At 55.0% G+C, this 13,896-nt stretch carries 16 protein-coding genes; 11 read left to right on the top strand and 5 right to left on the bottom strand.

The window, feature by feature from the left end:
- Positions 1 to 9: 9 nt before the first annotated feature.
- The 3 genes from ACK3CJ_RS21460 to ACK3CJ_RS21450 are packed head-to-tail and all read left to right on the top strand — an operon-like array spanning position 10 to position 3,567.
- Positions 10 to 921, top strand: a complete 912-nt coding sequence (locus ACK3CJ_RS21460) for a hydrogen peroxide-inducible genes activator (protein ID WP_409524233.1) — start codon at positions 10 to 12, stop codon at positions 919 to 921.
- Positions 921 to 2,999, top strand: a complete 2,079-nt coding sequence (gene recG / locus ACK3CJ_RS21455) for an ATP-dependent DNA helicase RecG (RefSeq protein WP_409524232.1) — start codon at positions 921 to 923, stop codon at positions 2,997 to 2,999. Before ACK3CJ_RS21460 ends, recG begins: the two co-directional genes overlap by 1 nt.
- Before the next feature lie 58 nt (positions 3,000 to 3,057).
- The gene (locus ACK3CJ_RS21450) at positions 3,058 to 3,567 is read left to right on the top strand and encodes a DUF501 domain-containing protein (RefSeq protein WP_409524231.1); all 510 of its coding nucleotides are present in this window, start codon (positions 3,058 to 3,060) and stop codon (positions 3,565 to 3,567) included.
- Between the two features lie 91 nt (positions 3,568 to 3,658).
- Here the strand turns inward: ACK3CJ_RS21450 and ACK3CJ_RS21445 are convergent, their stop codons facing one another.
- Together ACK3CJ_RS21445 and coaD are read right to left on the bottom strand one after the other, a co-directional pair.
- On the bottom strand, positions 3,659 to 3,910 hold the full coding sequence (locus ACK3CJ_RS21445) for a YfhL family 4Fe-4S dicluster ferredoxin (protein ID WP_409524230.1): 252 nt from the start codon (positions 3,908 to 3,910) through the stop codon (positions 3,659 to 3,661).
- A gap of 27 nt (positions 3,911 to 3,937) precedes the next feature.
- Positions 3,938 to 4,423, bottom strand: a complete 486-nt coding sequence (gene coaD / locus ACK3CJ_RS21440) for a pantetheine-phosphate adenylyltransferase (protein WP_409524229.1) — start codon at positions 4,421 to 4,423, stop codon at positions 3,938 to 3,940.
- A gap of 317 nt (positions 4,424 to 4,740) precedes the next feature.
- Between coaD and ACK3CJ_RS21435 the strand changes: the two genes are divergently transcribed.
- A complete protein-coding gene (locus ACK3CJ_RS21435) occupies positions 4,741 to 5,367 on the top strand; it encodes a TetR family transcriptional regulator (RefSeq protein WP_409524228.1) in 627 nt (208 codons plus the stop codon).
- 8 nt (positions 5,368 to 5,375) lie between these two features.
- Here the strand turns inward: ACK3CJ_RS21435 and rsmD are convergent, their stop codons facing one another.
- Together rsmD and ACK3CJ_RS21425 are read right to left on the bottom strand one after the other, a co-directional pair.
- Positions 5,376 to 6,017, bottom strand: coding sequence for a 16S rRNA (guanine(966)-N(2))-methyltransferase RsmD (gene rsmD / locus ACK3CJ_RS21430; RefSeq protein WP_409524227.1), 642 nt, complete (start codon positions 6,015 to 6,017; stop codon positions 5,376 to 5,378).
- A 12-nt stretch (positions 6,018 to 6,029) separates the two neighbouring features.
- Positions 6,030 to 7,247, bottom strand: coding sequence for a hypothetical protein (locus ACK3CJ_RS21425; protein ID WP_409524226.1), 1,218 nt, complete (start codon positions 7,245 to 7,247; stop codon positions 6,030 to 6,032).
- Positions 7,248 to 7,369: 122 nt separating this feature from the next.
- Between ACK3CJ_RS21425 and ftsY the strand changes: the two genes are divergently transcribed.
- Genes ftsY through ftsX form a run of 3 tightly spaced genes read left to right on the top strand, consistent with a single transcriptional unit; the run spans position 7,370 to position 10,559 of the window.
- On the top strand, positions 7,370 to 8,884 hold the full coding sequence (ftsY, locus tag ACK3CJ_RS21420) for a signal recognition particle-docking protein FtsY (protein ID WP_409524225.1): 1,515 nt from the start codon (positions 7,370 to 7,372) through the stop codon (positions 8,882 to 8,884).
- Between the two features lie 27 nt (positions 8,885 to 8,911).
- Entirely contained in the window at positions 8,912 to 9,577 is a 666-nt protein-coding gene (ftsE, locus tag ACK3CJ_RS21415; RefSeq protein ID WP_409524224.1) for a cell division ATP-binding protein FtsE, read from the top strand.
- Positions 9,570 to 10,559 (top strand): permease-like cell division protein FtsX, encoded by a 990-nt coding sequence (gene ftsX, locus ACK3CJ_RS21410; RefSeq protein WP_409524223.1) that lies wholly within the window; start codon positions 9,570 to 9,572, stop codon positions 10,557 to 10,559. The genes ftsE and ftsX overlap by 8 nt, the downstream gene beginning before the upstream one ends.
- Positions 10,560 to 10,568: 9 nt before the next feature.
- Here the strand turns inward: ftsX and ACK3CJ_RS21405 are convergent, their stop codons facing one another.
- Positions 10,569 to 11,183 carry a methyltransferase family protein gene (locus tag ACK3CJ_RS21405; RefSeq protein ID WP_409524222.1) on the bottom strand — a complete coding sequence of 205 codons (615 nt, stop codon included), beginning with the start codon at positions 11,181 to 11,183 and terminating at the stop codon, positions 10,569 to 10,571.
- Positions 11,184 to 11,430: 247 nt separating this feature from the next.
- Between ACK3CJ_RS21405 and rpoH the strand changes: the two genes are divergently transcribed.
- From rpoH to ACK3CJ_RS21385, 4 genes are all read left to right on the top strand, one after another.
- Positions 11,431 to 12,291, top strand: a complete 861-nt coding sequence (rpoH, locus tag ACK3CJ_RS21400) for an RNA polymerase sigma factor RpoH (RefSeq protein WP_409524221.1) — start codon at positions 11,431 to 11,433, stop codon at positions 12,289 to 12,291.
- 125 nt (positions 12,292 to 12,416) lie between these two features.
- Positions 12,417 to 12,806 carry a DUF423 domain-containing protein gene (locus ACK3CJ_RS21395; protein WP_409524220.1) on the top strand — a complete coding sequence of 130 codons (390 nt, stop codon included), beginning with the start codon at positions 12,417 to 12,419 and terminating at the stop codon, positions 12,804 to 12,806.
- 2 nt (positions 12,807 to 12,808) lie between these two features.
- Positions 12,809 to 13,009 carry a sulfur carrier protein ThiS gene (gene thiS / locus ACK3CJ_RS21390; protein WP_409524219.1) on the top strand — a complete coding sequence of 67 codons (201 nt, stop codon included), beginning with the start codon at positions 12,809 to 12,811 and terminating at the stop codon, positions 13,007 to 13,009.
- Between the two features lie 68 nt (positions 13,010 to 13,077).
- The gene (locus ACK3CJ_RS21385; RefSeq protein ID WP_409524218.1) at positions 13,078 to 13,881 is read left to right on the top strand and encodes a thiazole synthase; all 804 of its coding nucleotides are present in this window, start codon (positions 13,078 to 13,080) and stop codon (positions 13,879 to 13,881) included.
- The last annotated feature ends 15 nt before the right edge of the window (positions 13,882 to 13,896 follow it).

Raw genomic sequence — 13,896 nt, 5'->3', positions numbered from 1 at the left:
GGAAAGCGCATGACGCTGACAGAGCTACGTTACATTGTCACCCTGGCCCAGGAGCAGCACTTTGGCCATGCCGCTGAGCGGTGCTATGTGTCACAGCCGACGCTCTCCATCGCAGTCAAAAAGCTGGAAGAGGAGCTGGGTGTTGCCCTGTTCGAGCGCAGCAAGAGCGCAGTCAGAGTCACGCCGATCGGTGCCAAGGTGATCCGTCAGGCGCAGATCGTGCTGGAACAGGCAGATATCGTGCGCGATCTGGCCAAGCACGGACGCGATCAGCTCGCCAGTCCGCTGCGTGTGGGGGCCATCTACACGATCGGCCCCTATCTGTTTCCGCAGTTAATCCCTGAAGTACAGCAACTGGCCCCACAGATGCCACTTTATATTGAAGAGAATTTCACAGAAAAGCTGCGCATCAAGATACGTAACGGCGAGCTGGATGCGATCATCATCGCCCTGCCTTTCAACGAGGCGGATGTATTGACGCGCGCGATCTTCGATGAACCTTTTGTCATGGTGATGCCGAAAGATCATCCTCTGACCCAGCAAAAGGAGGTTGATCCTGCCGTGATGGGCGAGGAGAGGATGCTGCTGCTGGGCGAGGGGCACTGTTTCCGCGATCAGGTGCTGGAGGCCTGCCCGACACTCAATAACACCCTGCATGGCCAGCATCTGTTGAATGAGGGTAGCTCACTGGAAACGATCCGCATGATGGTGGCTTCAGGACTGGGCAGCAGTGTGTTGCCGTTGTCAGCGGTGGAGGGCCATCCATCCACACCTCTTGTTGCTGTTCGCCCTTTCCGTTCTCCTCCACCAATGCGCACCGTGGCTCTGGCCTGGCGCGCCAGTTTTCCACGTCCACAGGCGATAGAAGTGCTGGTGCAAGCGATCAATCGCTGTCAGGTGAAGCCTGTGGATAACAGCTGATGCCACTGTTACACCCGGCATCCGAAGTCACCCAGCTCAAGGGCGTGGGCGCCGCGCTGGCGCTCAAGCTCTCGCGTCTGGGCATACACACGCTGCAGGATCTGCTGCTGCATCTGCCGTTGCGCTATCAGGATCGTACCCGTATCAGCCCGCTTGGCGCCTTGCGCCCGGGTGATGAAGTGGTGGTACAGGGAGAGATCCGTGTCAGCGATGTGGTGATGGGGCGGCGCAGAAGTCTGCTGTGTCGAATACAGGATGGCACCGGTACACTGAGCTTGCGTTTTTTTCATTTCTCGGCTGCACAGAAGCTGGCGCTGGCACCGGGTAAAACAATCCGCTGCTTTGGCGAAGTCAGGCCTGGCGCGGGTGGGTTGGAAATTGTTCACCCAGAATACCGTGCCGTCAGCAGTGATATACCGGTGCCGGTAGAAGAGACCCTGACTCCGGTTTATCCACTGACGGAAGGACTGCAGCAGGCGCGTATTCGCAGCTTGATACGCCAGGTGCTGACGTTGCTGGGTCAGGACCTGCTTGAAGACCTGTTGCCTGAACATCTGCGCAAGCAGTGGAAGCTGCCGTTGCTGGCTGAGGCGATTCGTTATCTGCATCAGCCACCGGTGGATGCTAATCAGCACCTGCTGCTGGAGGGGATGCATCCGGCCCAGCGCCGTCTCGCTTATGAGGAACTGCTGGCGCATCATCTGTCGCTGTTGAAAATCCGACAGCAGATTCGCAATCAGCCTGCTCCTGTTCTCAAGGCAACAGGTGTGTTCAGCGAACCCTTTCTACAACAACTACCCTTTTCTCCGACTGGAGCGCAGCGGCGTGTAGTGAGTGAAATCGCTGAGGATCTGCTCAAAGGCGTGCCTATGCTGCGTTTGATTCAGGGGGATGTCGGGTCGGGCAAAACACTGGTGGCCGCTCTGGCGGCGTTGCAGGCGGTCGAGAGCGGTTATCAGGCTGCCATCATGGCGCCTACTGAAATACTGGCCGAGCAGCATCTGCTGAATTTTACCCAATGGTTTCAGCCACTGGGTCTGCGTGTGGGCTGGCTGGCTGGCAAGGTGAAGGGTAAGCAGCGTCAGGCCCAGCTTGAGGCGATGGCGAACGGTGAATCTCAGGTGATCGTCGGCACTCATGCTCTGTTTCAGGAGGATGTGGTATTTAAGCGCCTGGCGCTGGTGGTGATTGATGAGCAACACCGTTTCGGTGTGCATCAACGTCTGAGCCTGCGGGAGAAGGGCTGCCAGGGTGGTATGGCACCGCATCAACTGATCATGACCGCGACACCGATTCCACGCACGCTGACGATGAGCGCCTACGCCGATCTCGATTGCTCCATCATCGATGAACTACCTCCCGGCCGTACACCGGTAAATACCGTGGTGATCGCCGACAGCCGGCGCGATCAGGTTATCGACAGGGTGCGTCAGGCTTGCAATGAGGGCAGGCAGGCTTACTGGGTCTGTACGCTGATTGAGGAGTCGGAAGTGTTGCAGTGTCAGGCGGCAGAAGTGACGGCTGAGATGCTCCAGGAGCAGTTACCGGAGTTGCGAATCGGACTGGTACACGGGCGGATGAAATCCACCGAGAAGGCTGATGTGATGGCCCGCTTCAAGTCGGCTGAACTGCAGCTGCTGGTGGCTACAACAGTGATTGAAGTGGGTGTGGATGTACCCAATGCCAGCCTGATGATCATTGAAAATCCGGAGCGACTTGGACTGGCACAGCTGCATCAGCTGCGCGGGCGAGTCGGACGTGGCTCGGTGGAGAGTTTTTGTGTGCTGATGTATCAGGCGCCGCTGTCGCGTCAGGGGCGCGAGCGACTGGGGGTGATGCGTGAAACCAATGATGGTTTTCGTATTGCCGAGAAAGACCTTGAGTTGCGAGGGCCGGGTGAGGTTCTTGGTACGCGTCAGACCGGCATGATGCAGTTCAGAATTGCCGACCTGCAACGCGACAGTGATCTCCTTTTGCGTGTCCGCGAGACGGCGCCACAACTGAATGGTACCCCTGCGCTTGGGGAGGCGCTGATCAGGCGCTGGTTGGGTCGTAGCGAGGCCTATGCTCAGGTATAATCAGCCCCTTACGCCTCTGATTCGGGAGGCGAAGAATCCATGACAGGCTACGAGAAAGATGCAACCCACTGAACAGCAACTTGAGATGATTAAACAGCAGTTAGGCAGAGCTCCGCGGGGCATTGTCAGTGTCGCCTGGGCGACTGAAGCCGGTGTGCCGGTGGTGCTGCAGATGCGTTCACTGGTGGGTGGTAAACCTTTTCCGACGCTCTTCTGGCTCAGCTCAAAGGATCTGGATCGTGAGCTGGCGCGCATCGAGAGCACCGGCTGGATCAAGCAGATGGAGCAGGAGTTGCAGACGGATGCAGAACTGCGTGAAATCTATCGACAGCAACAGCAGGCTTATGTTGATCTGCGTTGGCAGCTGATGGATCCTGAAGACAGGGCTTCCATAGAGGAGCAGGGCTTCACGGATCTTTTTAATCAGTTGGCGATCGGTGGAATTGCGCAGTGGGACCGAGTGCGTTGTTTGCACATGCAGTATGCCCATCATCTGGTGGCGGATAATCTGATCGGGCAGCGGCTGGACAAGGAGTTCGGGTTGAATGAACTGCAGATCCGGCTCTGAGAGAGATCTCGCAGCAGAAAGCAAAAAAGGCGATCACTGATCGCCTTTTTTGATGGGACTGACCCGTCCTGAATAAGGTTTATTCCGTTGATCAGGCCTGGCCTGTCAGAACCTTGTACTTGTCCATCAGCATATCCGTGGTTTCGACATGCTCAGGGTCTTTCGGGATACAGTCGACAGGGCAAACTTCGACGCACTGCGGTGTGTCATAGTGGCCGACGCATTCGGTACATTTATTCGGGTCGATCACATAGATCTCTTCACCGGGAGAAATCGCCTCATTAGGGCACTCCGGCTCGCAAACATCACAGTTGATGCATTCATCGGTGATTAACAATGCCATGACGGCTACCTCATTGACTCAAATGACTTATTTTGCCTGACTCAGGTGCTGTTTCAGTGCGGCTGATACCGCTGGCGGCACGAACTGGTCAACATTTCCACCCAGCAGGGCGATCTCTCTTATCAGGGTCGATGAGATGAAAGAGAGATGTTCTGCGGGTGTTAAAAACATGCTTTCAACATGGGGTGTCAGCTTACGATTCATATTGGCCAGCTGAAACTCATACTCAAAGTCCGACACCGCCCGCAATCCTCGCAGGATGATGTTCGCGTCTACCTGATGAACCAGATCAGCCAGCAGACAGTCAAATCCAACAACTTCAACATTTGGCAGATGTATGAAGGTATCTTCCGCCAGCTTGACCCGCAGGTCCAGCGGCAGGAGTGGATTCTTCTTGGTGCTGGCAGCCACTGCCAGAACAACCTTGTCAAACAGCTTGGCTGCACGCTCGACCAGATCGGCATGGCCGTTGGTAATTGGATCAAAAGTGCCAGGATAGACAGCTGTATTCATTTTGTCCCCGCAGCGCATCAGCTAGATATTTTCCGCGGATGTTAGCCGAATTACGTTGGGCATACAAATACAAAAATGGATGATACATTAACCAAATGGCATAAAACAAATAATTTTATAGTTCATTCTGTTATATGAAAATAAATCTATCACTCCCAGACTCCTGTTGTTTATGACACTTTTGTGAAAGTGTGACACCGATGGTTGAGTGCAGCTATTCATGTGGTAGATTAAATCCAGTTAATATAAAAACTTACCGAGTATCCCGCAGGTACTTTGATAAACCGTTGATTGCAGGCCGGGGATCAGGAGGTGTTGTGGTCAGGAAAACCAAAGCTGAAGCAGAGCAGACACGTCAGCAGCTGCTGGAAGTGTCGATGCGTATTTTTTCTGAAAAAGGGTTGGCCAATACCTCGTTGAAAGAGATTGCTGCTGAGGCGGGAGTCACGCATGGTGCGCTCTATTGGCATTTTAAAAACCGTGATGAGCTGCTGAGGCAGCTCTATTTCCAGGTGGAGTCGCCATTCGAGGCTCAATATATCGAGCAGCAGCAGGCCGCCAGGCAGAATGCGCTGGACGCACTGACACTCTATCTCAAGGGGATTGTCAGTGTGATGGCATCCGAACCGCTACAGCAGCAGGGCTATCGGCTGTTCCGCTTGCAGACGGCAAATCGGCCTGAGTTATTGCTACTGGAGGAGCAGCTCAGCGCTGATGCTGAAGAGTGGCGTGGTTATATCCGCTCTTTTCTGAAAGTGGCGCAGAAGAAGAAAGAGCTGAAGAAGAAGGCGAATATCGATCATCTTGCGGATAACCTGTATATCGCCATCTTTGGATTACTGGACCAGGCGTTGCTGGCACCGGACCGATTCAATCTGGCGAAAACAGGGCCCGCTCTGGTGGATATGATGATGCTGGGGTTGCGGGCTCAGGCTGCGAAGTAATCAGCTATTCACGGTGATGGTGTTTCGGGCAGTTGAGGTGGGTTATAACGATACAGGCGTGAGACCACCTGCCCGGCGGTCTTTTCCCGTAACAGTTCCCAATGCTGCAAGATACCCTGAGGCACCCACTCTGCCTCGGTCTCAAGGTAGATGAGTGAGCCATCACGCAGCAGATTACGTGATTCCAGCAATATCGCTACCTTCTCGATCAACTGCTTGCGAAAGGGCGGGTCGAGAAATACCAGATCATAGCGTGCCTCTTCGTCAGTCACTCGCTGTTCAAGCCAACTCATGGCTGAGGCTGCTATCACTTCAGCATTCTGAGCTTTGAGCAGTTGCAGATTGCTCTTCAGTTGGTTCACCACCTCGGGTGCCTGATCCACAAACGTGACATGCTGCGCCCCTCTGGATAGTGCTTCCAGCCCCAGGGCACCGCTGCCACAGAAAAGATCAAGACAGTTTGAGCCGGCTGTATAGGCCTGCAGCCAGTTAAAAAGTGTTTCTCTGACGCGGTCGGGCGTGGGGCGCAGCCCTTCTATCGCCGGGAAAGGGATCTTGCGACTACGCCATTCACCCCCAATGATCCGCAACACGGACTCCTCTACGGGTAGCTTCGGTCTCGGGCGGGCGGCACTGTTGCGACGGCTCATGATAGATAACTCTCAATAGGGTTGCAGCATGATACGGATGGTGGTCGCTGGCGGCAGCAGGTTACTGATGACCTCGTGCATTTGCGCCAGTGTGACCGTCTCCAGAGTGTTCAGGAACGCCTGATGGCTATCCGCAGGCAATTGATAACGGGCCAGTAGATTCAGCCAGCGACGTTGTCCGTCCGGGTCATCCAGAATCTGCCGGGTCTGTTGCATCAGAGCACGGCTGGACTGTTGCAGCAGCTCATCAGTCAGGTGTTGTTGCAGATGATCCAGCAGCATCTGCTCTGTCGGCAAGTGCTCAGGCGACGGATGCGACAGCAGTATGGCGACATATCCCATCGGGCTCATCGGACTCCAGACCAGGCGATACTCCGGCTGCCCCGGCAGGGGTTGCAGCAGCAACTGTGTCAGCAGATCGGCACTCAGACGCTGGCGTGCCAGGGCTTCGGGTGTATCGGGCCTTTTCAGTGGCCAGGCATGCAATTGGTGATGTTCACTCTGGTAGCCCTGCAGCAGTAGCGGTTCTGGCTGCTGACTTAAGGGCTGTTCGCTCGACTGTGGATCCATTTCTCTTTGCGGCGCGGCTGATGCATCAAGATTCAGTGATGGACCGCTTAAGGTGATGAGCCACGGCAGTTGCAGCACCGCAGTGGCATAATCCCCAGTTTCCGCAGTATTCGCATTCGACATAGCCGCCAATTGGCTCATGGCTACTTGCAACAACCTCGGCTGAGGGCTCTGGGTCTGGATATAGCGCTCTGCCTGGATGCGCTGGCGCAGGGCGTCGCTGTCAATCGTCGCCGGCTGTTGCAGCAGACCGGTAAGGGACTCAAGCTGAGATGGTTGAGGCATGCCCGGGCTGATGATCTCCAACAGCAGATGGTCAGCGGCATCCGTCAGGCTGATCTGCCAGCCCCATGCCGAAACCTGCTCCTGCAGTGCCGGTGATGCCAGATGCTGATTGATCCCCTCGCTGATCAGTCGTTGCCTGTGCATATCCTGCTCACTGAGCGCCGGTCCGGTCATGATAAGCAGTTGAGTGTGCACTTGCTCCTGTTTCGGTTGTTCCAGCCAGTAGGCCTGGCGTTCGCTGGAGTAGCCTGTCTCCAGAAGCAATACATCTTCGCGCGTCAGGGTCTGCAGCAGCACGATGGCGATGGCGACTGCCCACATCAGCCAATACAGGTAACGGCGGTTGAAAAGTGGCTTATGTTCGGTGTTGTTCATATTTGCATCTGGCCGGTTAATGAATTCAGGCACTGTGGTAACATACGGAGCTCTTTATCGACTAATCCAAATTTTGCCTGGCGCAGATGTGCCGGCTTTAACTTTGCGGACAAGACAGATTTATGGAAGCGCTGAAAACCTGGATGCTCAACACTGGCCTGAACCCGGATATTCTGCCCTATATTCTGGGTGCTATCATCCTGATTGTGATTTTACTGGTGTATGTTTCTGCCAGAAAGAGATCATCGGATACCGATACGGGGACAGCAACTCAAGCAAAAGTTGATGTGGAGCAGGCGCCACCCGCTGAGTCTGAGCCGGCATCTGAGCCTATACCGGAGACGACAGCCGAACCAACGCCGGAACAGGCATCAGAACCTGCACCAGAGCCTGCACCTGCACCAGAGCCCGCGCCGCAGATAGTCGTAGAGGCCGCCTCTGTGGAGGAGGTTGAGGAAAAGGCTTCGTCACCACTGATCGAAGTGGAAGTGATCAAGCCGGAAGAGGCCGTGATCGCTGAGTCTGAAGAGGTAGCTGAATCTGAAGAGCTAGCTGAATCTGAAGAGCTAGCTGAATCTGAAGAGGACGCAGATGAACCTGTTGCAGCGCCAGCCGTTGAGGCAAAGGAAGTGCCGGTTGTAGAGCCTGCATCAGAGTCGGTAGAAGAATCAGAAAAGCCGGCAACTGCACCAGAGGTTGTGGCAGAAGCACCTGAGGTACGCAAACAACGCCTGTTTGAGCGAATAAAGAGTGGCTTGAGCCGAACCAAAGCCAACCTTACCGCGCAGCTCAGTGACCTGTTCAGCGGCAGCACCGAGATAGATGATGATCTGCTGGAAGAGATCGAAACATTGCTGCTGATGTCTGATGTCGGGGTGGATGCCACCACCGAGATCATCGGCAAGCTTACGGATCGTGTCGAGCGTAAACAGCTGAAAGATCCTCAGGCTCTGCGGGACGCTCTGAAGCAGGAGCTCAAGGCGTTACTCGGTGGTGCACAGCAGGGATTGCCGGCTGTGGATAGCAAGCCGATGGTAATTCTGATGGTCGGTGTGAATGGTGTCGGTAAAACCACCACCATTGGCAAACTGACCAAGCGCTTTCAGACTGAAGGAAAATCCGTGATGCTGGCTGCGGGTGATACTTTCCGTGCCGCTGCGGTCGAGCAGTTGCAGGTCTGGGGTGAGCGCAACAAGGTCCCGGTGATTGCGCAGCATACCGGTGCGGATTCCGCGTCGGTGATATTTGATGCGCTGCAATCTGCCAAAGCCAAAGGCATTGATGTGCTGATCGCTGACACGGCAGGGCGTTTGCAGAACAAGGATAACCTGATGCAGGAACTGGCCAAGGTGGTGCGCGTGATGCAGAAGCTGGATCCTACCGCTCCGCATGAAGTGATGCTGGTGCTGGATGCCGGCACCGGGCAGAACGCCATCAGCCAGGCCCGAGAGTTCAAGGAGGCTGTGGGTGTGACCGGTATTACCATGACCAAGCTGGATGGGACGGCGAAGGGCGGTATCATCTTTGCGGTTGCGAAGCAGTTTGATCTGCCGATCCGCTTTATCGGGGTGGGTGAGCAGTTGGATGATCTGCGCCCGTTTGACGCCGATGAGTTTGTTGACGCGCTGTTTGACTGAGTGCAGGTTTAAGGAGTTCGGCTGATCATGGCAGCAATCAGTTTTACCAATGTCAGTAAACGCTACGAAGGTGGCCACGATGCGCTGGTCGGTGTGGACTTCTCGCTTCAGTCAGGCGAGATGGCTTTTCTTACCGGGCATTCCGGAGCGGGAAAGAGCACGCTGTTGAAGCTGATCATGCTGATGGAGCGACCTTCGCGAGGCCAGGTGATGGTTGGCGATCAGGATCTGGCTCAGCTCCAGCGCAACATGATCCCCTGGCACCGCCGGAGGATCGGGGTGGTGTTTCAAAACCATCAACTGCTGTTTGATCGCAGTGTTTTCGATAACGTTGCCCTGCCGCTGCAGATCTCCGGTTATGATCCTGTTGATGCGGCCAGACGTGTGCGTGCGGCGCTGAGTAAGGTCGGTTTGCTGGAAAAAGAGCAGCAGAACCCGATCAGTCTTTCCAGCGGTGAGCAGCAGCGCATCGGTATTGCGCGCGCCATCGTGCACAAGCCGCAACTGCTGCTGGCAGATGAGCCGACCGGTAACCTCGACCCGGCACTGTCGGAAGATGTCATGCACCTGTTCGAACAGTTCAACCGCGTAGGCACCACCGTGTTGATTGCCAGCCATGACCTGTCGCTGATCAATCGCATGGGGCATCGTACCATCACCCTCAGCGGTGGAAGGCTGGTGTCCGGTGGATAAGTCGAATCGGCCCGATCAGGGGCAGAATACGCCACGCGGTGCCGTGGCCCATCGAGTGGATTTTCGTGACAAGCTGCGCAGTTGGTCGAACCACCATCTTGAGGTATCCGTGCAATCCCTGCGGCGGATGGTACTGACACCTGTCGCCACTCTGATGACACTGGCTGTGCTGGCAATAGCGCTGGCGCTGCCTGGCTTCATGCTGACGGCGCTGCAGAATATCCAGCAGCTGGGAGCCGGATGGGATACCGATCCGCGCATCGCGCTGTATATCGATGAAGCCGTCTCAGATGAGCGGGTTGAGCAGTTCAGTCTGGAGCTGATGCTGCATGATGGTTTGCGCAGCGTCGAGCTGATTGAGCGTGCGCGGGCTCTTCAGGACTTCAGTGAGTATTCCGGTTTTGGCGATATCCTGAGCTTTTTTGATGAGAACCCCTTGCCTGCGGTGGTGCTGGTGCTGCCGGTAGATCAGACGGAGCAGGGCCTGCTGACGTTACAGGCCGACCTGGATGCACTGCCTGAAGTGGAGGAGGCTGTAGTGGATATGCTCTGGATCCAGCGCTTACAGGCTTATATCAGTCTGGCGGAGCGCTTCAGCTGGGTATTGGCGGGGCTGCTGGGGCTGACGGTGTTGCTGGTAGTGGGTAACACCATCCGCATGACGCTGGAAAGCCGCCGCGATGAGATCATTGTGGCCAAACTGGTCGGTGCGACTGATGCCTGGGTAAGACGCCCTTTTCTCTACTCCGGATTCTGGTACGGGCTATTGGGTGCGATTCTGGCCTGGCTGTTGATTCAGGTAGCATTGTTGCTGATGACCGATACCGTCAACCAACTGGCACAGCTCTATATGAGCGGCTTCAGTGTGCAGGGGTTGGGTGTGAAAGGCAGTCTGATGCTGCTGCTGACAGGCCTTCTGCTGGGAGTAAGCGGTGGCTGGTTGGTCACAGGTCGACATTTGCGGGATATTGAACCCACCTGATCGTGCTGTTTATAACCGCGCCAACCAGCGCGGCACCTTTTCGCAATAGGCCCGGTACGCCGGGCCGTGCAAACGTGTCAGTTCCCGCTCTTCAGATAGTGCCTGACGCATCAGTACTGCGACACCCACTACCAGACACGCAAGTGAAAACAGGCTTGGCAAAGCCAGAAAAAATCCCAGTTGCGCCGTCATCACTGCCAGGTAGGTTGGATTGCGGCTGTAACGGAAAGGGCCCTCAGTAATCAGCGGCGGCGGATGTGAAGTATCTATCCCCGAGCGCCAGTCACTGCCAAGAAACCCCTGTATAAAACTTACCAGACCGAAAGCTATCAGCAGCAGCAATACACCTACAAACAATACAACCGGCTGATACAGCCAGGGCAGGATGCCAAGCCATCCATCCACCTCTGGCCAGATCACGCGTACCACGCAGATACCGAGAATTGCCGCTCGGAAAAAATTGAACAGCTGGCGATGCCACCAAGTGCCGGACCTGCTTGCCCCATAATGGATCACTGCATAACCGACGCGCTGCTGTTGGCCCAGCACACGACAGGAAAAAAGCACACCTATCATCAGAAAGAAGGCCGCCAGAAAGTATCGGGTAAAGAGATCGAAGTCCATTTGTTGTCTGTTTTCCAGTGGTTGCTAATATGAGATTCCATGTGACCATGAACTGATATTGAACTCAAGATATTGTCGTATGTGCAGCATCTCTTCGCTGTGCTTGCATTTTGCCTTCTGTAACGGTATTTTTTCCTGTCCCTTATTCGGCTCTGGCTGGCAAAGGGAGCGGCGGGAACTTTTTCATACCGCCAGGTATCATAAGCACGACGAGAAAACTGTTGAACTTTAATGAGGTTATTTCTGAATGGGCAAGAGCTTGCAAGTCATTGAACACCTGTCACCGGGTAGCAATGTAAATGCCTATGTACAGACCGTAGGTTCGATTCCGATTCTGACTGCTGACGAAGAGCGCGAACTGGCAGAACGCCTGTTTTACCAGAACGATCTGGAGGCAGCCCGTCAGTTGGTTCTGTCGCACCTGCGCTTTGTTGTCCATATTGCAAAATCCTACTCCGGTTACGGGCTGCCGCTGGCTGACCTGATCCAGGAAGGTAACGTTGGCCTGATGAAGGCAGTAAAACGTTTTGATCCATCAGTTGGTGTGCGCCTGGTATCGTTTGCAGTGCACTGGATCAAGGCCGAGATGCACGAATTTATTTTACGCAACTGGCGTATCGTCAAAGTGGCAACAACCAAGGCACAGCGTAAGCTGTTCTTCAATCTGCGCTCGCAGAAGAAGGGCCTGGGCTGGATGACCAATGATGAGGTGTCTGCCGTTGCTGAAGATCTGGGTGTTGATTCTGCTGTCGTGCGTCAGATGGAAGGCCGTATGGCCTCGTTTGATACCGCATTTGATGGTGCTCCGGATACCGATGATGACATAGTCGCCTGGTCGCCCTCCATGTATCTGGAAGATGTCGATGCTGATCCTGCCATGCAGTTCGAAGAGTCTAACTGGGAGGAGCGTTCACAACAGCATCTGTTGGCCGCGATGAACGAACTGGATGAGCGCAGCCGCGATATTCTGATGCAGCGCTGGCTGAGTGAAGAGAAAGCCACCCTGCATGATCTGGCCGCCAAATATGAAGTGTCGGCAGAGCGTATTCGCCAGTTGGAGAAGAACGCAATGAAGAAGATTCGTGGAGCCATGACTCTGGAGGCCTGACAGGCCAATCTCAACTCTTACCGATAAAGCCGCCCAGTGCGGCTTTATCTTTGTCGGTCTGGCGGGCTCTGGCCGATCTTCCAATTGTTATCAAAGGCTGACATTGTCAGTGTCCGGAGGCAAATGTGGCGTCACGTCAGACCCTGCTGTGTGCGGCCTTACTGGGTATGATGGCAGTGATGCTGGGCGCCTTTGGAGCGCATGCATTGAGCAACGTGCTCGAGCTTCGTATGCAACAGGTGTATCAGACTGCTGTACAATATCAGTTCTGGCATGCGCTGGCGCTGCTGGCAACAGGTATACTGCAACGCGTTTGCGATGTATCGCTGCTGAAGGTGGCAGCGTTGCTGTTTCTGGCCGGAGTGTTGCTATTCTGCGGCAGTCTGTATCTGATGGCGCTGACCGGTATCAGGCAACTGGGCATGATCACGCCACTCGGTGGCATCCTATTCATTCTGGGTTGGGCTTTCCTCGCCTGGAGTGTTATCAGACTGGAAAAACAACAGGATAGATAACCATGCAGATTCTGGTGAACGGTGAAGCGTTTGAGGCCGATGACGCCATAACCCTCTCACAGCTGACGGAGCGGCTTGGCCTGGCGGGGAAGCGTATCGCCATAGAGCTGAACCTGGATATTATTCCACGCAGCGAACATACAGCGACTCTCCTCAAGGCGGGCGACCGCGTCGAGATAGTGCATGCGATCGGCGGTGGCTGAGCATCAGTGTTCTGGTGTCAGCCATTTGTCAGAGTAAGACATTCAGTAATCAAAACCAGGAAAATAACATGTCAGCCATCGATCTTCAGCAAGACTCGCTTGTCATTGCCGGTAAAACCTATCAGTCACGTTTGCTGGTGGGTACAGGTAAATATCGTGACATGGATGAGACTCGTGAAGCGATTGAAGCCAGTGGTGCCGAAATCGTCACCGTTGCGGTACGTCGCACTAACATTGGCCAGAACCCGAATGAGCCCAACCTACTGGATGTGATCTCACCGGATCGCTATACGATTCTGCCTAATACGGCTGGCTGCTATACGGCACAGGATGCGGTGCGTACCTGTAAGCTGGCGCGAGAGCTGATGGATGGGCATGATCTGGTCAAGCTGGAGGTGCTGGGTGATGAGAAAACCCTGTATCCGAATATTGTTGAAACCCTGAAAGCCGCCGAAACTCTGATCAAGGATGGATTCAAGGTGATGGTGTACACCAGTGATGATCCCATTGTTGCAAAAGAGCTCGAAGCGATGGGCTGTGTCGCGGTGATGCCCCTGGGCTCCCTGATTGGCTCTGGGCTGGGCATCCTGAACCCGCATAACCTACGTATCATCATGGAAGAAGCAAAAGTGCCGATCATTGTTGATGCTGGCGTCGGCACCGCCTCTGATGCTGCTATTGCAATGGAGATGGGTTGTGCCGGTGTACTGATGAATACGGCCATTGCCGCCGCCGGTAAGCCGGTGCTGATGGCTTCTGCGATGCGTCTGGCGGTGGAAGCGGGCCGTGCGGCCTATATTGCCGGCCGCATGCCGCGTAAGGCCTATGCCAGTGCATCCTCGCCTCTGGATGCAACCCTGATTAACCGTTAAGGCTGATATTGTCTG

This window comes from Nitrincola salilacus, assembly GCF_046271865.1.
Classification (GTDB): Bacteria; Pseudomonadota; Gammaproteobacteria; order Pseudomonadales; family Balneatricaceae; genus Nitrincola; species Nitrincola salilacus.
The sequence above is the reverse complement of the archived record's forward strand: the minus strand, read 5'-3'. Positions and strand labels throughout refer to the sequence as shown.